The following is a 20,131-nucleotide window of genomic DNA, read 5'->3' as shown; positions in this document are numbered from 1 at the left end:
ACGGGCGTCCGTAGGGTGGGCACCGTGAGCGCCCCGAGCACCGACGAGCCCCTGGTCCTGGGGATCGAGACCTCCTGCGACGAGACCGGGGTCGGGATCGTCCGCGGCCGGACGCTGCTGGTGGACGCCGTCGCCAGCAGCGTCGACGAGCACGCCCGCTTCGGTGGTGTCGTCCCCGAGGTCGCCAGCCGCGCCCACCTCGAGGCGATGGTCCCCACGGTGGAGCGCGCGTGCGTCGAGGCCGGTGTCCGGCTCGCGGACGTGGACGCCGTGGCCGTCACCAGCGGTCCCGGGCTGGCGGGTGCGCTCATCGTCGGCGTGGCCGCCGCCAAGGCCCTGGCCGTCGGGCTCGGCGTCCCGCTGTACGGGGTCAACCACCTCGCCGCCCACGTGGCCGTCGACACCCTCGAGCACGGGCCGCTGCCCGAGCCGTGCGCCGCGCTGCTGGTGTCGGGAGGTCACTCGTCCCTGCTGCTCGTCCCGGACGTGACCCACGACGTCCGCCCGCTCGGGCAGACGATCGACGACGCGGCGGGGGAGGCGTTCGACAAGGTGGCCCGGCTGCTCGGCCTGCCCTTCCCCGGGGGGCCGCACATCGACCGCGTCGCCCGCGAGGGTGACCGGGTCGCCATCGACTTCCCTCGCGGGCTGACCTCGGGCCGTGACATGGAGCGGCACCGGTACGACGTGTCGTTCTCCGGCCTCAAGACGGCGGTCGCCCGGTGGGTCGAGGCCAGGCAGGCGGCGGGCGAGCCCGTCCACGTGGCCGACGTCGCGGCGTCCTTCCAGGAGGCCGTGGTCGACGTGCTGACCCGCAAGGCCGTCCTGGCCTGCACCGAGAACGGCGTGCGCGACCTGCTGGTCGGCGGGGGCGTGGCGGCCAACTCCCGTCTGCGGGCGATGGCGCAGGAGCGGTGCGACGCCGCGGGGGTGCGGCTGCGGGTGCCGCGCCCGGGCCTGTGCACCGACAACGGGGCCATGGTCGCCGCCCTGGGGTCGCTCGCGGTCAGCCGCGGTCGCCCGCCCTCCGCGCTGGACCTGCCGACCGACTCCTCGATGCCGGTCACGACCGTCCTCGCCGGCGCGTGAGGGGCCCGCACCTGGTCGCGGGCGCGGCGGCGCTCGCCCTCCTGGCCGCCTGCACGGGCGGCTCCCCGCCCCCCGCCGGGCCCACCGGTCCCGCCCCCGACGCGCCGACGTCCTCCGCCGCGGCCGAGCCACCGCTGTCGTGGGGGCCGACCCAGGACGAGGTCGACGAGGCCCGCGCGGTCGTTGCGGCGATGCCCGTCGAGCAGGCCGCCGGGCAGGTGATCGTCGCCTCCTACCGGGGCACCGACCCCGCGACGCCGGCGGAGCTCGTCGAGCGGCTCGACCTCGCCGGGGTGATCCTCATGGGCGACAACGTGGCGGGCGTCGACCAGGTCCGCGCGACCGCGGCCGCCGTGCAGGCCGCGCACGCCGCCACCGGACGGGACTGGCCAGCGGTCGTCACCGTCGACCAGGAGGGCGGGCGCGTGGCCCGGCTCGGGGAGCCCGTCACCGAGCTGCCGACCCTGATGACCGCCGGCGCCGCCGCGGCGGGCGGGGACCTGGACGTCGTCACGGACGCCACGGCCGCCGCCGGGGCCGAGTTGCGCTCGCTCGGCGTGACCTGGGTGATGGCCCCCGTCGCCGACGTCACGACCGGCCCGGACGACCCGACGATCGGGAGCCGGTCCGCCTCGGACGACCCGCACCTGGTGGCGCAGGTCGTCGGGGCCGCCGTGACCGGGTACCGGCAGGCCGGGGTCGTCCCCGTCGTCAAGCACTGGCCGGGCCACGGCAGCGTCACCGCGGACAGCCACGAGACGCTGCCCGTGCAGGACGCCCCGCTGGCCGCCCTGCAGGCACGCGACCTCGTCCCCTTCGACGCGGCCGTCGACGCCGGGGCGCCCGCCCTGATGATGAGCCACCTCGCCGTGGAGGCGGTCGAGCCAGGCGTCCCGTCGTCCCTGTCCGCACCGGGCTACGCGCTGCTGCGCCGGGAGACCGGGTTCACCGGGCCCGTGGTCACCGACGCCCTCGACATGGCCGCCGTCACCCGCGACCGGGGACCCGGCGACGCCGCGGTCGCCGCCCTCGCCGCGGGTGCCGACCTGCTGCTCATGCCGGCGGACCCGGCTGCCGCCCACGCGGCCGTCGTCGCGGCCGTCGCCTCCGGGACCGTGCCGAGGTCGAGGCTCGACGAGGCGGCTGCGCGGGTCGTCGCCCTGTCGCGTCACGCCGGCGCCACCACCGGCGCCGCGACGACCGGCGCCGGGGACACCGGGGCAGGGACCTCGGTGCCGGGGACCTCGGCGCCGGGGACCGCGGCGCCGCAGTCGCGGGCCCTGTCCGCCGCCGGCGTGACCGTGGCCGACGGGCCCTGCTCCGGCCCGCTCGTGGGGGAGGCCGTGCAGGTGACCGGGGGGACGGGGACCGACCGGGCCCGCTTCACCGAGGCCGCCCGGGCCGCCGGGCTGCGCGTCGGTTCGGGTGACGTCGTCCGCCTGCTCGGGACGAGCACCTCGAGCGGGTCCGGCGACGTGGTCGTCGCGCTGGACGCCCCCTACGGGCTGTCCACCTCGGACGCCGACGCGCGGGTCGCGCTGCTCGGTCGCACGCCCGGGGCGTTCGCGGCGCTGGTGGACGTGCTCACCGGCGCCCGGACGGCTCCGGGACGGCTGCCGGTCGCCGTCGACGGGCTGCCGGAGCGCGCCGGCTGCGGGTGAGCGACGCCCTTGTGCCGACGCAGGTGCCGGCGGACGATGGGCGCGTGACCCAGCGCGTGCTCGTCAGCGTCGAGGAGGGTGCGGACGTCGACGACGTCGTCGAGCAGCTCGACGGGCTCGGCGGGGCGCAGGTGCACCGCCCCGAACCGGAGCTGCCCGGTGTCTGCGTCGTCGAGCTCGCCGACGACGTCGACGCGCGGGAGTGGGTGCGACGGGCCGCCGCGGTCGAGGGGGTGGAGGCGGCCGAACCCGACGCCCTGCGCTGGGACCTCGGACCCGGCGCCTGACCCGCCCGGGCCCCGAGCGGTCGCGGCCGGGTCGGCCGGGGCGCACCCGGTCCGCCAGCGCTCAGCGGACCCGGGCCGCCGGCCCCGGCAGCGCCGCGGACGTGACCACCGCGGGGTCGTGGCACCGCGCCAGCGTCAGCACCACCCCGGCCAGGCCCGTGAGCAGCACCGGGGTGCGGCCGTCGCCGGGCAGACCGCACGTCCAGGGGGGCGCGCCGTCACGACCCGCCCTGGTGATCCAGCGTGCGACGCGGCGGGCCTGGGCACGGTGCTCCTCGGCTGCTGCCTGGTGCTCCGCGGCCGCTGCGCGGTGCTCCCCGGCCGCCCGGGGTGCCGTGGCCAGCTGCTCCGCGGCCACCAGGTGCAGCTCGACGGCACCGGCCAGACCGTGGCAGAGCGTGGCGTCGAACCGGTCGCCGCCGGACGGCTCGGCGAGCGCCGAGGCGGCGTGCGCCCGCGCGAACGCGACCGCGGCGCCCGGGTCCCCCGTCAGGTGGTGGCGGCGCGCTGCGACGACCCCCGCACCGAGCGCCCCGTGGCACCACGCCAGCGCCGGGACGTGGCCCTCGACCCTCAGGTCCGGCCAGCCGCCGCGGTCCGGGTCGTGGTGGCCCGCCTCCCACCGCACGGCCTCCCGGGCGAGCGCGTCCGGGTCCCAGCGGCGGGAGGCGGGGGGCGGCTCGGGGAGCGACCCGGTCGTCGAACCGGTGACGGTGCGCGCGCCGGTCGGGGGGTCCGTCAGGCCGGCCACGGCGGCCTCGGTCAGCGCGAGCGCGACACCCGACGCGCCGTGCGCGAGACCGCACACGGGCGGCATCGTGCCCGCCATCGGCCAGCGCGCGCCCGCGTGGTCGCGCTCGGCGCCGGCGACGAGGTCCTCCAGCAGGCGCCGGGCGACCTGGGCACGCAGGTCCTCGTGGTCCGGTGGCAGGTCGGCTCCCAGCACGGCGAGGAGGTGCCCGGCGACCCCGTCGAGCAGGTCCGGGTAGGGCGGCACCAGCCCGGGCCGGTGCCGCAGGGCCCGGACGGCCTCGGCGGCGAGCCACCGGGCGGCGTCGCCGAGCGGCCCCGAACCCTGCTGGCGGGCCACCCACCGGGCGGCGTGGGCCACCCCCAGCGCCCCGGACTGCCAGCCCGCGGCGCCGGGCACCGGTCCGGTGGGAGCCACGAGCGACTGGTGGGCCGAGCGGGCCGCCGCCGCGACGGCGTGCTCGGCGAGCCTGCCCCAGGCGGCGCGGCCCCCCGGGAGGACGGCCGCCGTGGACAGCGCCAGCGCCACGCCGGCCCGCCCCGTCAGGAGCCCGTCGTCGACGGGCCCGTGCACGAGCCGCGCGCGGGCGCCGGACGCCGGGTCGACGTCGTCCCCGGTCCAGGTCGGGGACCCGTCCGGTCCGGCGACCGCGAGGGAGGCGACGCGGTCGGCCAGGTGCCGGGCCGCGACGGCGAACTCGGTGTCCGCCTCGGTGTCCACGTCGCCCGGGTCCCTCCCGGCGCCGGCGGCAGCAGCCCGGGACGCACCGGAGGCGGCGCGCCACGCCGTGTCCCGCCGGGCGGGGGCCGCGCCGGTCACGGTGCACCGCCGAGCAGGTGCGGGCGGGTCGGGTCCAGGCCCGCGCGGCTCACCGCCGCCAGCAGCTGGTCGTCCGCGACGTCGTGCGGGCGGCAGCCGTGCACCCCTGAGCGCACGAGCTCCCCGACGACGGTGGCGACCTGGGCGCAGCGCAGCTGCCCGTAGCTGGTCCCGCCGCCGGGGTCCTGCGCCCAGGCGGCGCCCACACCGACGGGACGTGTCATCGGCGGCGTGCCGGGCCGCAGCAGGTCCCCGACCTCCTCGACCAGGCCGGGGAGCAGGGCGTCGACCTGCGCCCGGCCGGCCCGGGGGTGGTAGACGACGAGCGCGTCGCGTCGTCCGAAGCCGTCCGGGTCGGCCGGGCACTTGAGGGACACGTCGACCCCCGCCGCCGTGGCGGACCGCAGGACGGCGGCGGCGGCCTGCCCGGCGCCGTCGGGGCCGACGTGGAGGTACAGGCGGTCCACCGGCTCGTCGGGCGAGGGGCCGCCGTCGGCGCGGGTGCGGGCCCACCACCACCCGCCGCCCGGGTGCAGCCCTGCCGACCCGGACAGCACGTCCACCAGGTCGCCGGGCCGCGGTGGGCGTCCCGGTCGCGACGAGCCCACCACGGCGTCCGCGGCCACGGGGTACGGGGCCACGGGGTAGGGGGTCGGGTGTCCGGCGGCCGGGTGGTGCCCGGCACCGTCGAGGTCGCCGGCCCGGCCGGGGACCGGGGCCACCACGAGCTGCCCGGGGGCCGTCGCCAGCACCAGCCGGCCGGTCAGCGTGCTGCAGGCGGTGCGGCGCAGCTCCTCGAGGACGGCTCGGTGACGCCGGCCACGCTCGTGCCTGCCCCGCTCGACCTCCGGGTCCCCGTCGGTCACCGGGCGGCCGGGCGCGGCCGTCCCGTCGCCCTGCACGGACCCGCCGGGCAGCCGTGCGGCGCACCACCAGGGCCCGTAGAGCCAGGCGCCGAGGTCACCGTCCGGGTCCGGGTGCGACGGCGTCGTGGCGGCCAGCCGTCGGGCCACCGGGTCCGCCAGCACCAGCCGCAGCGCGACCCGCACCTGCCGGGCGGTCCGACGCGCGACGTCGTCCGCCGCCGGCCGTGGGGGGTCCGCGGCCGGGGGACCGGGTTCCGGGGTCGCGGCGGCGCCGGGACCCGGGGCAGGGGTCATCGCAGGCACGAGGCCACCTCCGTCGTCAGGGTGTCGACGGCCTCGGCGACGGCGGCCGCCGTCCCGGTGAGGTCGTGCAGCAGCGGGTCGGCGCCGGCCGGGACGGACCAGGCCACCTCGACGGCCATCTGCGCGGTGCGCAGGGCCGCCGCCAGGCAGGTCCGGCGCGCGAGCACCTGCGCGACGTCCGGGCGCGGGCGGGCTGCCGCGGCGTACCCCTCGAGCAGGCGGCACGCCGCCGCGTCGAGCCGGGGTGGGCCGTCCGCGTGGCCACGGCAGAGGTGCTCGGCCAGCAGGCTGCCCAGGTCCCAGGCCGGGTCGCCGCTGCCGGCCAGCTCCCAGTCCACGAGGACGGTGCGACCGTCACCGTCCAGGACGACGTTGTCCCACTTCAGGTCGTGGTTGACCAGGCAGGACCGGGACGGCGTCAGCTCGCGCGCCGCGGCGGCGAGCGGGGTGGTCGCCCGCAGCCGGTCCACGAGCGTCCCGACCGCAGGGCCGAGCGCGGTGGCGGAGCGCGGGTCGCGCAGCGCGGCCAGCACCATCGGCGGCCGGCCCGGAGGCAGCGGCAGGCGGGAGGTGGCCCGGTGCAGGGCACCCAGGGTGCCTCCGAGGGTGGCGGCGACGACGGTCAGGTCCGGTGGGGGCTGGGCGGCACCGGGCGCGTGGGCCGGGCCGGGCCGGTGCGGGCCGGCGGCGACCGCGAGCGAGCCGCCGCCGGCGTGGGCGGCGACGTCCGCGAGGACGAGGAGCTGGCGGTCCTCGTCCACGTGCAGGGCCTCGGGCAGGGCCGTGGACACCTCGTCGCACCACACGGTCATCCGGTACACGAGGCACTCCACGGCCAGGTCCGGCCCGCCTCGGGGGCCCCCCGTCTTGACCACGACCGGGGGCAGGCCCGGTGCGGTGACCGACCAGACGGGGTGGGCGCGGGACAGGTCGGTGACGACCGCGACCGGCGCCGCGCGCTCGTCGAGCAGACCCGCCTCGACGAGCGCGCGGGTGGCCGGGTGCCCCGCCGGCGAGCCGGCGGGGGCACCCGGGTCCACGGGTCCGAACCGCGGGGGGACGGCGAGGACCACGTCAGCCGCCGAACGGCGTCTGGCCGTAGGGGTCGTTCCCGCCGTAGGGGTCGTACCCGTACCCCTGGCCGGTCCACCCCGTCCCCGTGCCGCCGGCGAAGCCGCCGCCGGGTCCCGTCTGGGGGGTGGTCGGAGTGATCGTGATGGTCAGGGTCGGGGTCGGCACCGGCTGGCACTCCGGCTCGAAGACGGTCCGCGGCCGGCAGCCGGTCCAGTGCAGCGTCCGCGGCCACCAGCAGTCGCGCACCAGGACGGTGCGCGGCCAGCAGCTGAGCAGCGGCGTCCGCAGCTGCGGGGTGAGCGGCACCCCGATGACGTCACCGGGGCCCTCGGCGTCGGCGGGTCCCGCGGCCTGCATCCCGGGGCCCGGTTGCCACGGGGGCGGCGGGGGCGGGGTGGTCGGCAGCGTCGGCGGCACGGTGGGCGGCACCGTGGGGACGGTGACCGGGCAGCCGGTCCACGGCAGGGTCCGCGGCGGGCAGCCGGTCCACGGCAGGGTCCGCGGCGGGCAGCCGGTCCACGGCAGGGTCCGCGGGGGCCAGGTGATCGGCGGGCAGTCGATGACCGGCGTCCGCAGCCGGATGGTCAGCGGCGGCCCGATGACGTCGCCCGGCCCCTGGGCCTGGGCGCCCTCCCACGGCGCGTTCCACGTCGGTGGCTCGACCCGGAAGCAGGCGGGGTCGACGACGGTGTGCGGCGGTGGGCACCACCAGTCGGCCGTGCGGGGAGGGCAGGCCGGGGCGAACGTGGTCCGTCGCGGCGGGCAGTCCTCGAAGGTCACGGTCGGGGGCGGGCAGTCCCAGAGCGCGGAGGGCAGCCCGGGTGGGCAGTCGACCGGCTTCAGCGTCGGGACGGGGCAGAGCAGCGACTGCGGCAGCCGCGCGGCCGCGGCGTCGCCGCCGCTCGCGGCCACCCCGGCGGCGTAGCCCGCCTCGTACCCGGCCTGCCACGACGCGGTGTCCTGGCCGTCGCCGGGTGCACCGGTCGCCGCCTCGGCGGGACCCTGACCCTGGCCCTGCGCGGCACCGCCGTAGCCGTGGCCCGTCAGCCCGTACGGGTCGTAGGTGCCGGCTGCGCCCGCGCCGCGTCCGCCCGGCCCGAACGTCGGCGGCAGGGTCGTGACGGTGGTCGGGAAGGTGGTGGTCGGGAAGGTGGTCGGCGGGACGGTCGTGGGGAGCGTGGTCGGCGGGCACAGCGGGCTCCTGGGCCAGCAGGGCTCCTGCACGGAGCGGATCGGTGGGCACTGCGGCCCGATCACGGTGCGCAGCGTGAAGCAGTCCCGCACCTGCAGCGTGCGCGGCAGGCACGGCAGGAACGGCGTGCGCAGCACCGGTCCGATGACGGGGGAGGCCTTGTCCACCGCAGCACGGGCGTCGACGCACCCGTGCCCGTAGCGGTCGTTGGGCACGGCGTCGGACGGGTCGTCGCGCAGCGGCCGGGCGGTCGTGCGCAGGACGTCGGCGACCTCGGCGACCGTGGCGGCCGGCTTGACCGAGCGGACCAGCGCCGCGACCCCGGCGACGTGCGGACAGGCCATCGAGGTGCCGGTGAGGGAGGCGTAGGAGTCGTCGGGGTAGGTGGACCAGATCCCGACGCCCGGTGCCACGACGTCGATGTGCGAGCCCGTCTGGGAGAACGACGCGCGCTTGTCGGCGCTGTCGATCGCGCCGACGGACACGACGTCGGGGTAGGCGGCCGGGTAGCTCGGGTCGGCGCTGCCGTCGTTGCCCATGGCGGCGACCACGACGCAGCCCTTGCCGACCGCGTAGGCCACGGCGTTGCGCTCGACCGTCGTGGGGGACGGCGACCCGAGGCTCATGTTGATGACGGAGGCCCCGTGGTCCGCGGCCCACCGGACGGCGGCGGCGACGTCGGCCGAGGACCCGACGCCGCGCACCTGGCCGTCGCTGATCCGCACGATCCTGGTCAGCGCCTTGACGGGCATGATGCGGCAGGACCAGGTGACCCCCGCGACGCCGAGGGCGTTGTTCGACGCGGCGGCGATGGTGCCGGCCACGTGCGTGCCGTGGCCGACCTCGTCGTCGGGGACGGCGTCCCGACCGGAGAAGTCGCCCTCGAAGCGGAAGCCGGGGGGCGGGGTGGGGGAGGGACCGAGGTCGACCATGTCCTGGCCGGGGACGAGGAGCGGTGCCAGGTCGGGGTGGTCGAGGTCGCACCCGGAGTCGACGACCGCGACGACGACGGACGGGTCACCGGTGGTGCGCTCCCACGCGGCGGGCGCGTTGATCTTCGGCAGACCCCACTGCTGGGGGTACCGGGGGTCGTCGGGGGAGGCGAGGGTCTCGCGGTAGCGGTTGGGCTCGACGACCTCGACCTCTCCCAGACCCTCCAGGCGCTGGACGGCCGCGTCGAGGTCGTCTCCGTCCACGCGCACCCGGAACGACCGCGTCAGCGGCTGGTCGACGGTGTCGAGAGTGCCGGTGGTGTGTCCGACGACGGTCTCGGCGACGCCCGTGGACGGCAGGGCGAGGCGGACGACCTCACGGACGCCGACGGCCTCGAGCGCGTCGTCGACGTCGGGGACCCCGAGCCGGGTGGGCCCGGTGGCGCCCGGCCCGAGCGGGTGCAGGGGGACGCTCTCCGTCATCGCCCGGGAGGCGGTGCGGGTGAGCGTCAGCAGGAGCTCGCCGGGGACGACGTCGTCGCCCGGGCTGCGGAAGATGGGCTCCCAGGGGGAGCCGCCGCCGTCCTGGGAGCCGGCGCGGTCGGCACGGTCCGACTCGGCACGGGAGCGCCCGCGGCCTCCGGCGCTCTGCGGGGTTCGACGCTTGCTGGGCATGTCGGGTCCTCTGCGACGCGGGTCCGGTCACGGCGGACCGGGGCGGGTCGGCGGCCCGCCACGTCGAGGAGGCGCGCCTGCAGGGCGTGATACCCGTCACAGCAACCACAAAGAAACAGGTGCAAAGAATCACTTGCAAAGAAGCCTTTGGAGTACTAGCGTTCCCGCCATGGACACCACCCTCGCCCTCCGTACCGCCCACCGCCGCGGCCTGGACCTCCAGCAGGCCGCCGCCGTCCACCGCGTCCGCTCCGCGGCGCGCGCCCGGTCGCGAGCCGCCCGGCTCGCCGCCCTCGCCCGGCGGCGCGAGGCGCTCGTGCTGCCCGCCCCGCTCGTGCGCCCCACGCACCCGCTGGGCGCCTGAGTGGCCGCCGACGACGTCCGCCCGGCCGCTCCGGCGGCCCCCACGGCCGGTGCGGGAGACGGCGCCCCCTCGCCGTCTCCCCGGGTGGTCGACGCCACGGCCCTCCAGGGCCTGGCCCACCCCCTGCGCGTGCGGCTGCTCGACGAGCTGTCGGTGCACGGCCCGGCCACCGCCACCACGCTCGGGCGTCGCCTGGGGGAGTCCAGCGGGGCGACCAGCTACCACCTGCGCCAGCTCGAGCGTCACGGCTTCATCGAGGAGGACCCCGACCGGGGGTCCGGCCGCGAGCGGTGGTGGCGCACCGTCCCGGGCGGGGTGACCATGCACGGGCACCTGCTGCGCGAGAGCCCCGCGACCCGCGAGGCGGCGAACCTCGTGCTCGGCGAGATGATGCGCTCGCGCGAGGAGCGGCACCGCAACTGGGTCCTGACGTACCAGCACTGGCCCGCCGAGTGGGTCGAGGCGAGTGTCGAGCAGACCGCGCACCTGCGCATGCGCCCCGAGGAGATGGCGGCCCTGCGCGACGAGGTGGACGCCGTCGTCACCGCCTGGAGCCGGCGGCTGCGCGGCCGCGAGGCCCCCGACCTGGTCGACGTCGAGCTGCAGGTCAACCTCTTCCCGGTCGCGGACCCCGACGGCGACGTGCCCGGGGCGCCCCCAGCGGCGACCGACCCGGGACGCACTTCGTGAGCAGCCCCGTGAGCAGCCCCGTGAGCAGCCCCGTGAGCAGCCCCGTGATCGCACCGTGACCACGTCCGTGCAGGCGCCCGGCCGGACGGCCGGTGAGCCGGTCGCCGCCCACGGCGGCGACCGCGCGTCGTTCCGCAGGCTGTGGGCGGCCGCCGGCCTGGCGAACCTCGGGGACGGCATGGGGCTGGTCGCCGTCCCGCTGCTGGCGGCGACGCTGACCCGCGACCCGGTGCTCGTCGGCGCGCTGACCGCCGCGGTGTACCTGCCCTACCTGCTGCTCGCCGTCCCGGCCGGTGTGCTCGTGGACCGGGTCGAGCGCCGGACGGCGATGCTCGCGGCCAACGGCGTGCGCGCCGCCGCCCTCGTGGCCGTGTGCGCCGGCCTGGCCGCCGAGGTGCTCACGCTCGGTTGGGTGTTCGCCCTCGTGCTGGTCCTCGGTGCCGCCGAGTGCGGCTACGACGCCGCGGCGGAGGGAGCCGTGCCCCGGCTCGTGCCCGCCGACGCCCTCGCCGGGGCCAACGCCCGGCTCCAGGGCACGGTCCAGGTGGCCAACAGCTTCCTCGGCGCGCCCGCGGGGGCGGCGCTGTTCGCCGTCGCCGCGGTGGCGCCGTTCGGTCTGCAGGCGGTCCTCGTCGTCGCGGCGTCGGTGCTCGTGACCCGCCTGCCCCGGCTGTCGCCCGGACGCCGAGAACCCCGCGAGGACCGGGCCGGCCGGTCGACCCTGGCCGCGGACGCCCGCGAGGGGCTGGGGTGGCTCCGGCGCCACCGGGGTCTGCGCGCCCTGGCCGCGGTGTCGGCCGTGGCGGCGCTGGCGAACACGCTGGCCCAGGCCACGCTCGTGCTCTTCCTGCTCGAGGAGCTGCGCGTGCCGCCCGCGGCGTTCGGTGCGGTGACCGCCGTCGCGGCGGCCGGCGCCGTCGCCGGTGCCGTGCTCGCCCCGGGCCTGGGACGCCGCTGCGGCCGGGCGCCGGTGATGGTGCTGTCCGTGGCCGTCCAGGCGGTGACGGTCGCCCTCGTGGGCCTGGCGCGCGACGTCGCCGTCGTCGCCGTCGCGTTCGCCCTGTTCGCGTCGGCCGTCGCCGTGTGGAACGTGCACAGCGTCTCGCTGCGTCAGCACGTGGTCCCGGCGCGGCTCTACGGGCGGGTCCACGGCGTGTGGCGGACGGCGGTCTGGGGGGCGCTGCCGGTGGGTGCCTGGCTCGGCGGCGTGGTCGCCGCGCAGTGGGGTCTGCGTGCGCCCTGGCTGGTGGGCGCCGGGATCTACCTGCTGGTCCTGCCCGCCACCGTCGCCGCCCTGCGCCGGGTCGCCGCGGGAGGTGGCGTCACGCGCGCCGTCAGCTGACCGGCCGGCAGACCAGGACCGACTGCGCACCCGCGACCCTGGTGAGCACGATCGTCGCCTCCTGGTCCCCGGACAGGCGCAGCTGGCGGCGCAGCTGCTCGGGCTCGACCGCCGTCCCGCGCTTCTTGATGGTCAGCCGCCCCACCCGCCGGTCCCGGAGGTAGGTGCGCAGCGACTTCAGGCCGAAGGGCAGGACGTCCTCGACGGCGTACGCGGTCGCCAGCGGCGTGCGCGCCAGCCGGTCCGCCGTGACGTACGCGATCGAGCGGTCCACGAGCCGGCCGGAGACGGTCGACGCGACCTGACCCACCAGTCCCGCGCGGATCACCGCCCCGTCCGGCTCGTAGAGGTAGCTGCCGACGGCACCGACCTCGGGTCGGGACAGGCCGACGTCGTCCACGGTGGCGGCACCGCCGTCGGGCCCGGTGGTCAGGACCAGCGCACTGCGCCGGACGCCGTCGCGGGCCAGCAGCCCGAACCACAGCCCGGCCTCCACGACGTCCCCGTCGACGGACACCCACTGCGCCTCGGCGTCGTCGGGCACCAGGGCGTGGCCGATCCCGGGGGCGACCTTCGCGCCGACCGCCGGCAGCCGGCTCGCGAGGTCGGTGACGAACGACAGCGGCGGCTGGGCCTGCCGGGGGTCGAGGACCCGGCGCCCGGACGACGTGCGGCGGGCCGGGTCCAGGAAGGCGCCACCGACCCCGTCGAGGTCGGTCGTCGTGGCGTCCTCGTGCCGGACGGCGGCGTGCGGCCAGTGCCGCAGGTTGACCGTCGCCACCGAGGCGGTCGCCTCGTCGCGCTCGACCGCGAGGACCTCGACGTCCAGGCCGGCCAGCGCCATCGCGTCGCCGCCGATGCCGCAGCCCAGGTCGGCGACCCGCTGCACGCCCGCGGCGGTGAACCGCTGCGCGTGGCGGGCGGCGACCTCCAGCCGGGTCGCCTGCTCCAGACCCTCCGCCGTGAACAGCATGCCGTCGGCGAACGGCCCGAACTTCGCCCGCCCCCGGGCGCGCAGCCGCGACTGGGTCAGGGCGGCGGCCACGAGCGCCGGGTCGAGGCCGTCGTCGCGCAGCCGCTGGCCGAGCGCCATCGCCTGCTGCTCCTCGTAGGGGGGCAGCGCCTCGAGCAGGGCCCACCCCTCGGGGGTCAGCAGGGCCGACAGGCCGGTCGCGTCCACCGTCCGATCCTGCCAGGCGCCCTGCGGGCGCCGCCGCGGCGGGCGGGCCCGGGGGACGGGCCGGCGGTCCGCTGCCCGACCGGACGACACCGCTGGCACTCGGCTTGCGCGAGTGCTAACGCCGGTCCTAGAGTCGCGTTGGCACTCTCCCCGTGAGGGTGCCAACGCCCGGGCCGTGCCGCACGGCACCGCGACGACGTGCGGCGCACCTCCGGGCCGACAGTCCCACACCACTGAACCTGCGAACTGCGAAGGGGAGGTCCGCACGTGTCGGTCTCCATCAAGCCGCTCGAGGACCGGATCGTCGTCAAGGCCCTCGAGGCCGAGCAGACGACCGCCTCCGGCCTGGTCATCCCGGACACCGCGAAGGAGAAGCCCCAGGAGGGCGAGGTCCTCGCGATCGGTCCGGGCCGTATCGACGACAACGGCCAGCGCGTCCCGCTGGACGTGCAGGTCGGCGACAAGGTCATCTACAGCAAGTACGGCGGCACCGAGGTCAAGTACGGCGGCGAGGAGCTGCTGATCCTGTCGGCCCGCGACGTGCTGGCCGTCGTCACCAAGTGACGCGGCGTCCCTGACACGCGCACGCCCCGGCGTCCGGCCCCGCCGGAACGCCGGGGCGTGCGTGCTGGGGCCCGCGACGACCGACCGGCACGACCACCCCGCGTGCGCTCCCCGCACGCCCTGCACGCACCCGCCGGCGCAACCGCCCGGTGCGTCCGAACCGGAGGATCACCATGCCCAAGACCCTGGAGTTCGACGACTCCGCACGGCGCTCCCTGGAGCGCGGTGTCGACGCGCTCGCCAACGCCGTCAAGGTGACGCTCGGCCCCAAGGGCCGCAACGTCGTCCTCGACAAGAAGTGGGGCGCCCCCACCATCACCAACGACGGTGTCACCATCGCCCGCGAGGTCGAGCTGGAGGACCCGTACGAGAACCTCGGCGCCCAGCTCGCCAAGGAGGTCGCGACCAAGACGAACGACGTCGCGGGTGACGGCACCACGACCGCGACCGTGCTGGCGCAGGCGCTGGTGCACGAGGGCCTGCGCAACGTCGCCGCCGGCGCCTCGCCCGCGGGCCTGAACCGCGGCATCAACACGGCCGTCGAGGCGCTCTCCGACGCGCTGCTCGAGGCCGCCCGCGAGGTCGACGGCAAGGACGACATCGCCCACGTGGCCGCGCTATCCGCGCAGGACCGCACGATCGGCGAGCTCATCGCCGAGGCGTTCGACAAGGTCGGCAAGGACGGCGTCATCACGGTCGAGGAGTCCTCCTCGACCGCGATGGAGCTCGACTTCACCGAGGGCCTGCAGTTCGACAAGGGCTACATCTCGCCGTACTTCGTCACCGACGCCGAGCGGATGGAGGCCGTCCTCGAGGACACCCACGTCCTGGTCCACCAGGGCAAGATCTCCGCCGTCGCCGACCTGCTGCCGCTGCTGGAGAAGGTCGTCCAGACCTCCAAGCCGCTGCTCATCGTGGCCGAGGACGTCGAGGGCGAGGCGCTGTCGACCCTCGTCGTCAACAAGATCCGCGGCACGTTCAACGCCGCCGCGGTGAAGGCCCCCGGCTTCGGTGACCGCCGCAAGGCGATGCTCGAGGACATGGCCGTCCTGACCGGCGCCCAGGTCGTCACCCCGGACGTCGGCCTCAAGCTGGACCAGGTGGGTCTCGAGGTGCTCGGCACCGCGCGGCGCGTCGTCGTCACCAAGGACGACACGACGGTCGTCGAGGGCGGCGGCAGCCACGAGGCCGTCGAGGCCCGGATGGCGCAGATCCGCCGCGAGATCGAGGCGACGGACTCCGACTGGGACCGCGAGAAGCTGCAGGAGCGGCTGGCCAAGATGGCCGGGGGCGTCTGCGTCATCAAGGTCGGCGCCGCCACCGAGGTGGAGCTCAAGGAGAAGAAGCACCGCATCGAGGACGCCGTCTCGGCGACCCGCGCGGCCATCGAGGAGGGTGTCGTCGCCGGTGGCGGCACCGCGCTCGTCCACGCCGCCAAGGCGCTCGACGGCGACCTCGGCCTGACCGGCGACGAGGCGACCGGCGTCGCGATCGTGCGCCGCGGGGTCGTCGAGCCGCTGCGCTGGATCGCCGAGAACGCCGGCGAGCAGGGCTACGTGGTGGTCGAGAAGGTGCGCGAGCTGCCGTCCGGCCAGGGGCTGAACGCCGCGACCGGGGAGTACGGCGACCTGCTGGCCGCGGGCGTCATCGACCCGGTCAAGGTCACCCGCTCCGCCCTGCGCAACGCCGCGTCGATCGCCACGATGGTGCTGACGACGGACACGCTCGTCGTGGAGAAGAAGGAGGACGAGCCCGAGGCGGCCGCCGGCCACGGGCACGGTCACGGGCACGGTCACTGACCGACCCGACCGACGCGAGGGGCCCTGCGCAGTCCACCGGACGGTGCAGGGCCCCTCGTCGTCGTCCCGGGGAGCGGACGGACCGCGGCTGACCGGTCGGCAGGCTGACCGGTCACCGGGACGTCGGGTCCGCGTGCCGGGCCGGCTCGTGCGCGGCACGACGAAGGGGCCGGACCGCTCCGAGAGCGGTCCGACCCCTTCGTGGAGGCGTCAGCTGGCGGCGGGCAGGCGACGCGCGCGCTCGGCGGCGTAGATGTGCTCGCGGTCGTCCTCGGTCAGGCCGCCCCACACGCCGTACGGCTCGCGCACCTTCAGCGCGTGCTCGCGGCACTGCTGCATCACGGGGCAGGTGGCGCAGACGGCCTTCGCCGCGGCGTCCCGGTTGCGTCGCGCGGGGCCGCGCTCACCCTCGGGGTGGAAGAAGATCGTGCTGCCCGTCTCGCGGCAGGCACCCTGCATCTGCCACTCCCACACGTCGGCGATGGGGCCGGGGAGTCGGGAGATCTCAGCCATGGGGTCCTCCTGCGTGCTCGGTGCGGTCGGTGCGGTCAGCCGGCCGGTCGCCGGTGAAGCGTTCGCTGCCCCTCGCCGGGGCGTTGCGGAGGACACTACAACCGCGCCAAGAGTTGTTCAAGGCTGCTTCACGAATCAATCGTGAACCGGTTCTGAACACGCGCTTGCGCGCTTGTGGCCACCTCCCGGCGCGAAGTGCGGCATCATGGGGCCGGATCCCGGTCGATGCCGCCCGTACGCGGGCAGGACGCGGTCGGGACGCGGCCGGCGGACCGCCCCCCGGCCCGGGTGCAGGGAGGTCCCGAGTGGCAGCCGGCTCGGCGCGTTCGCAGAATGCGGGCATGGCGTCGCCCTCGGACGGACGCGACGACACCGGCACCCCCGTCGAGCCGACCCTGAAGGTCGCAGCCGTCGCACGCCGTCTCGGGGTCGCTCCCGCGACCCTGCGCACCTGGGCCCGCAGGTACGGGCTCGGGCCGCCCGCCCACACCGCGGGCGCCCACCGGCAGTACACGCCCGAGGACCTGGCCCGGCTGCTGGAGATGCGGCGGCTCACGGTCCAGGGCGTCGCCCCCGGCGAGGCGGCCAGGATCGCGCGCGACCTGGACGTCGACCCGGCCGAGGCCGCCGAGCTGGCCGGGCTGTCCGGGCCGGGTCCCGGGGCCGTGCGCGGTCGCGTGCGCCTGGTCGAGGACGGGGCCGGCCCGGGGGTGCCGTCGCAGGGCCGCGCGGGCGGACGGCCGGTCGGCCGCGACGCCCAGGACGACCACGGGCGCGGGGACCCGGCGAGCGGGCACGAGGACGGCGCGGGTCCGGCGGGTCGCCCGGTCGGTCTGCGGTCGGTGGGCTCGTCCACCGGGGCGGGGTCCGGGCCACCGGCCCGAGGGCGCCCCGCCGCTGCACCGGCGCCTCTCGACGACGTCCTCGACCGGCTCGACCCCGCCGTCCGCGACCTGGTCCAGGCGGCTGCGGGGCTGGACGCCGTCCGCCTGCGGTCCAGGCTGCGCGACGTCGTCGAGAGCCGTGGGGTGGTCCCGCTGTGGGACGAGCTCGCCGTCCCCGCCCTCGCGGCACTGGGGGCGCACTGGGCCGCCACCGGGCAGGGCACCGAGATCGAGCACGCGCTCTCGCAGGGCGTCCTCGAGGTCCTGCACGCCGTCACCGTGACCGCCGACGAGCCCCTGAGCGGGACGGCGCTGCTCGCCTGCGCCGAGGACGACCACCACGCGCTCCCGGTGCAGGCGCTCGCCGCGGCCCTCGCCGAACGACGCGTCGCCGTGCAGGTCCTGGGCGCCCGCCTGCCCCACGACGCGCTCGTCGCGGCGGTCACCCGGCTCGGGCCGAAGATCGTCGTGCTGCACGCCAGCCAGCCGGTGCCCGAGCGCCAGCGCGCCAGGCTCTCGGAGGTCGAGGACCGCACCCGGCTGCTCCTCGGCGGCCCGTCCTGGGACGACGTCGAGGTGCCCGACGGCGCGGTGCGCGCCACCAGCCTGACCGCCGCCGTCGACCAGGTCCGGCTCGCCGTCCGGCACTGACGCTCGTGAGGAGTCGGTGACCGGGCGCCGCGACGGGCGTCAGGACCCGGGACGACGAGGACGAATCGGGCTTGAGTTCTCGTCCCGTCCTGCCGATCAGTACCCCAGCGGCAGGTTGCAGGCCGCCGCCACCACCGGTGGCGCAACGCCCCGAGGGGCCCGACCGAGCTGAAGGTGGACCGTGGCGACGGTGCTGGTGTGCGACGACTCCCCGCTCACGCGAGAGGCCCTGCGGCGCACGGCCGCGTCCGTCCCCGGGGTGACCCGGGTGGTCGGGGCGTCCTCCGGCGAGGAGGCCGTGGCCCGCTGGCCCGTCGAGCGTCCCGCCGTGGTGCTGATGGACCTGGGCATGCCCGGCATCGGGGGGCTGGAGGCCACCCGCCGGCTCCTCGCCCTGCACCCGGAGGCCTCGGTGGTCATGGTGACCACGGGCGAGGACGGCGAGTCCGTCGCCAAGGCGCTGACGCTCGGCGCCAAGGGCTACCTGCTCAAGACCGCGGCGCGCGAGGAGGTCGTCGCCGCCGTCCTGCACGCCGTCGCCGGCGGCGAGGCGCGCCGGCCCGCCGGCCGGCCGGGAGCGGTCCAGGGCGGGGTCCCGGCGCTCACCGAGCGCGAGGTGCAGGTCCTGACCGGCATGAGCCGGGGACGCAGCAACGGCGAGATCGGCCGCGAGCTGTTCCTGTCCGAGGACACGGTGAAGACGCACGCCCGCCGGCTGTTCCGCAAGCTCGGCGCCGCCGACCGCGCGCAGGCCGTGGCCGTCGGCTTCCGCTGGGGCCTGGTGCGCTGACGCCGCCCGGTCCCCCGGACGGGGGCCCGTCCCGCCGGGACGTGGTCGCACCCCGCAGCCGGGGATACCGTGGCTCGGTGCACGGTGGGCGCGAGAGGGCGACGCCGGGCGCGCCGGCCGGTTCCGTCGCGCTCGTCGACGCGCCGACCCTGCGGTCCGCCGAGGCCGACGGCGGCGCCGCCCCGTCCCTCGGGGAGCTCGCCGAGGCGGCCTCCGGCGGTGACCCCACCGCGGTCGAGGACCTGCTGCGCGCCGTGCGCCTGCTCGTGCTGCGGTACTGCCGCGCCCGGCTGGGCACCCTGGCCGGCGCCCACCACGCCGCGGACGACGCGGCCCAGGAGGTCTGCGTCGCCGTCCTGTCGGCCCTCCCGCGCTACCGCCACGAGGGCCGGCCGTTCGAGGCCTTCGTCTACACCGTGGCCTCGCGCCGCGTCGCCGACGTCATGCGCGCCGCGTACCGCGACGCCGTCCCGGTCGAGGAGGTCCCGGACGACGTGAGCGCCGAGCCCGGCCCGGAGGAGGTGGCGCTCGCGGCCGCGGACGCGGCGAGGGCACGGGCCCTGCTCGGCACGCTGCCCGAGCAGCAGCGGGAGGTGCTCACCCTGCGGGTCGCGGTCGGGTTGAGCGCCGCCGAGACCGGACTGGCGCTGGGCCTGAGCCCGGGCGCCGTGCGGGTCGCGCAGCACCGCGCGCTGGCCCGCCTGCGCGCCCACGTCGCCGAGGCCGCGGGAGGTGCCGCGTGAGCCACCACGACCTCGAGGCCCTCGCCCGCGACGACGAGGCGCTGGACCGCCTCGCCCGCCGGGCCGACGGTCCCGACCCCTGGTCGCCGTTCGGTGTCGGGCGGTACGACGGTGGGCGCGGCGACGACGAGGTGCTCGCGCTGCTCGGCGCGCTGGCCCGGGACGTCGACGCCGGCGTCGCCGAGCACGGCCCCGGTCCCGTGCCGTCGCACCAGGGGATGCAGCAGGTCGCCGGGGGGAGCCCGGGCACCGGTCGGCGCCGTGCCCGCCGTCCCCTCGTGGGGGTCGTCCTCGCGGCCGGCGCGGTGCTCGGTACCGCCGGGGCCTCGGCGGCCCTGACCGGCAGCCCGTGGGCCGGTCTCGCGCAGGTGGGGGAGGTCCTCGCCGGTGCCGTCACCGGCGACGAGGCGCCCCGGGGTGACGCGTCGGGGCGCCAGGACGCGGAGCGGCCCCGCGGCGCGGGTGCCGCGACGCCCGGGCGGGACGAGGCCGCGGTCCTGGCGGCGATCGACCGCCTCGAGCAGGAGGTCGCCTCCGGTCGGGTGCCCACGACTGAGCGGTTGAGCGAGCTGTCCGCGCGGGTGGAGTCGCTGCCCGCGGGTGAGCGCTCCCGTGCCGGTGCCGCGCTCACGGCCGTGGTGGAGCGGCTGGAGGAGCGACCGGACCACGGTGGTGACGGTGCCGGAGGACCGGGTGCCGGACCCGGCGGGCCTCCCGCCGGGGTGCCCGGTGGCCAGGTCACGCCGCCGGGTCAGGTCGCGCCGCCGGGTCAGGTCGCGCCGCCGGGTCAGGTCGCGCCGCCCGGCCAGGGCGTCCCGCCGGGGCAGGGGACACCGCCGGGGCAGGGGACGTCCCCGGGGCAGGGGACGCCGCCGGGTGGGGTGAGGCCCCCCGGCCAGGGGACGCCGCCGGGGCGGTCCGCGACCGCGCCGGGAGCCGGCGCCGAGGGCGGCGCGCCGGGC

Annotated in this window: 17 protein-coding genes and 1 pseudogene; 12 read left to right on the top strand and 6 right to left on the bottom strand. The window is 77.6% G+C overall.

All coding sequences use genetic code 11. The features are described from left to right. Positions 1 to 24 precede the first annotated feature (24 nt). The 3 genes from tsaD to ACYVQV_RS08930 are packed head-to-tail and all read left to right on the top strand — an operon-like array spanning position 25 to position 3,037. Entirely contained in the window at positions 25 to 1,089 is a 1,065-nt protein-coding gene (gene tsaD, locus ACYVQV_RS08940) for a tRNA (adenosine(37)-N6)-threonylcarbamoyltransferase complex transferase subunit TsaD (RefSeq protein WP_461022933.1), read from the top strand. Next, positions 1,086 to 2,750 carry a glycoside hydrolase family 3 N-terminal domain-containing protein gene (locus ACYVQV_RS08935; protein WP_461022932.1) on the top strand — a complete coding sequence of 555 codons (1,665 nt, stop codon included), beginning with the start codon at positions 1,086 to 1,088 and terminating at the stop codon, positions 2,748 to 2,750. Before tsaD ends, ACYVQV_RS08935 begins: the two co-directional genes overlap by 4 nt. 44 nt (positions 2,751 to 2,794) lie before the next feature. Further along, on the top strand, positions 2,795 to 3,037 hold the full coding sequence (locus ACYVQV_RS08930; RefSeq protein ID WP_461022931.1) for a S8 family serine peptidase: 243 nt from the start codon (positions 2,795 to 2,797) through the stop codon (positions 3,035 to 3,037). Between the two features lie 61 nt (positions 3,038 to 3,098). Here the strand turns inward: ACYVQV_RS08930 and ACYVQV_RS08925 are convergent, their stop codons facing one another. The 4 genes from ACYVQV_RS08925 to ACYVQV_RS08910 all read right to left on the bottom strand — a co-directional run bounded on the left by ACYVQV_RS08925 (position 3,099) and on the right by ACYVQV_RS08910 (position 9,649). Next, positions 3,099 to 4,508: a lanthionine synthetase LanC family protein gene (locus ACYVQV_RS08925; protein WP_461022930.1), complete on the bottom strand. Its 1,410-nt coding sequence runs from the start codon at positions 4,506 to 4,508 to the stop codon at positions 3,099 to 3,101. 95 nt (positions 4,509 to 4,603) lie between these two features. Continuing rightward, positions 4,604 to 5,767 carry a T3SS effector HopA1 family protein gene (locus tag ACYVQV_RS08920; RefSeq protein ID WP_461023035.1) on the bottom strand — a complete coding sequence of 388 codons (1,164 nt, stop codon included), beginning with the start codon at positions 5,765 to 5,767 and terminating at the stop codon, positions 4,604 to 4,606. After that, a complete protein-coding gene (locus ACYVQV_RS08915; RefSeq protein WP_461022929.1) occupies positions 5,764 to 6,816 on the bottom strand; it encodes a phosphotransferase family protein in 1,053 nt (350 codons plus the stop codon). The genes ACYVQV_RS08920 and ACYVQV_RS08915 overlap by 4 nt, the downstream gene beginning before the upstream one ends. A gap of 34 nt (positions 6,817 to 6,850) precedes the next feature. Then, on the bottom strand, positions 6,851 to 9,649 hold the full coding sequence (locus ACYVQV_RS08910; RefSeq protein ID WP_461022928.1) for a S8 family serine peptidase: 2,799 nt from the start codon (positions 9,647 to 9,649) through the stop codon (positions 6,851 to 6,853). A gap of 169 nt (positions 9,650 to 9,818) precedes the next feature. Here ACYVQV_RS08910 and ACYVQV_RS08905 point away from each other — a divergent pair, with 169 nt between their 5' ends. From ACYVQV_RS08905 to ACYVQV_RS08895, 3 genes are all read left to right on the top strand, one after another. Next, on the top strand, positions 9,819 to 10,013 hold the full coding sequence (locus ACYVQV_RS08905; protein WP_461022927.1) for a hypothetical protein: 195 nt from the start codon (positions 9,819 to 9,821) through the stop codon (positions 10,011 to 10,013). Between the two features lie 84 nt (positions 10,014 to 10,097). Next, positions 10,098 to 10,703 (top strand): helix-turn-helix domain-containing protein, encoded by a 606-nt coding sequence (locus ACYVQV_RS08900; RefSeq protein ID WP_461022926.1) that lies wholly within the window; start codon positions 10,098 to 10,100, stop codon positions 10,701 to 10,703. 55 nt (positions 10,704 to 10,758) lie between these two features. Continuing rightward, a complete protein-coding gene (locus tag ACYVQV_RS08895; RefSeq protein WP_461022925.1) occupies positions 10,759 to 12,045 on the top strand; it encodes an MFS transporter in 1,287 nt (428 codons plus the stop codon). Here ACYVQV_RS08895 and ACYVQV_RS08890 read toward each other — a convergent pair. After that, complete coding sequence (locus ACYVQV_RS08890; RefSeq protein WP_461022924.1) at positions 12,038 to 13,225, bottom strand: class I SAM-dependent methyltransferase; 1,188 nt, start codon at positions 13,223 to 13,225, stop codon at positions 12,038 to 12,040. The two genes, ACYVQV_RS08895 and ACYVQV_RS08890, sit on opposite strands and share 8 nt — an antisense overlap. Positions 13,226 to 13,492: 267 nt before the next feature. Here ACYVQV_RS08890 and groES point away from each other — a divergent pair, with 267 nt between their 5' ends. Both groES and groL read left to right on the top strand, forming a co-directional pair. After that, entirely contained in the window at positions 13,493 to 13,789 is a 297-nt protein-coding gene (gene groES, locus ACYVQV_RS08885; protein ID WP_461022923.1) for a co-chaperone GroES, read from the top strand. 173 nt (positions 13,790 to 13,962) lie between these two features. Beyond that, on the top strand, positions 13,963 to 15,588 hold the full coding sequence (gene groL, locus ACYVQV_RS08880) for a chaperonin GroEL (RefSeq protein ID WP_461022922.1): 1,626 nt from the start codon (positions 13,963 to 13,965) through the stop codon (positions 15,586 to 15,588). 210 nt (positions 15,589 to 15,798) lie between these two features. On the opposite strand, the gene ACYVQV_RS08875 is transcribed toward groL, so the two are convergent. Next, positions 15,799 to 16,101: a WhiB family transcriptional regulator gene (locus tag ACYVQV_RS08875; RefSeq protein WP_461022921.1), complete on the bottom strand. Its 303-nt coding sequence runs from the start codon at positions 16,099 to 16,101 to the stop codon at positions 15,799 to 15,801. Between the two features lie 341 nt (positions 16,102 to 16,442). Here ACYVQV_RS08875 and ACYVQV_RS08870 point away from each other — a divergent pair, with 341 nt between their 5' ends. The 4 genes and pseudogenes from ACYVQV_RS08870 to ACYVQV_RS08855 all read left to right on the top strand — a co-directional run. Next, positions 16,443 to 17,636: a MerR family transcriptional regulator gene (locus ACYVQV_RS08870; protein ID WP_461022920.1), complete on the top strand. Its 1,194-nt coding sequence runs from the start codon at positions 16,443 to 16,445 to the stop codon at positions 17,634 to 17,636. A gap of 181 nt (positions 17,637 to 17,817) precedes the next feature. Continuing rightward, complete coding sequence (locus ACYVQV_RS08865) at positions 17,818 to 18,426, top strand: response regulator transcription factor (RefSeq protein WP_461022919.1); 609 nt, start codon at positions 17,818 to 17,820, stop codon at positions 18,424 to 18,426. A 77-nt stretch (positions 18,427 to 18,503) separates the two neighbouring features. Continuing rightward, positions 18,504 to 19,169 (top strand): RNA polymerase sigma factor ShbA, encoded by a 666-nt coding sequence (gene shbA / locus ACYVQV_RS08860; protein ID WP_461022918.1) that lies wholly within the window; start codon positions 18,504 to 18,506, stop codon positions 19,167 to 19,169. After that, positions 19,166 to 20,131: pseudogene (locus tag ACYVQV_RS08855) on the top strand (hypothetical protein); the annotation flags it as partial. The gene shbA and the pseudogene ACYVQV_RS08855, both read left to right, overlap by 4 nt.

The organism is Thalassiella azotivora (assembly GCF_054781695.1).
The sequence above is the reverse complement of the archived record's forward strand: the minus strand, read 5'-3'. Positions and strand labels throughout refer to the sequence as shown.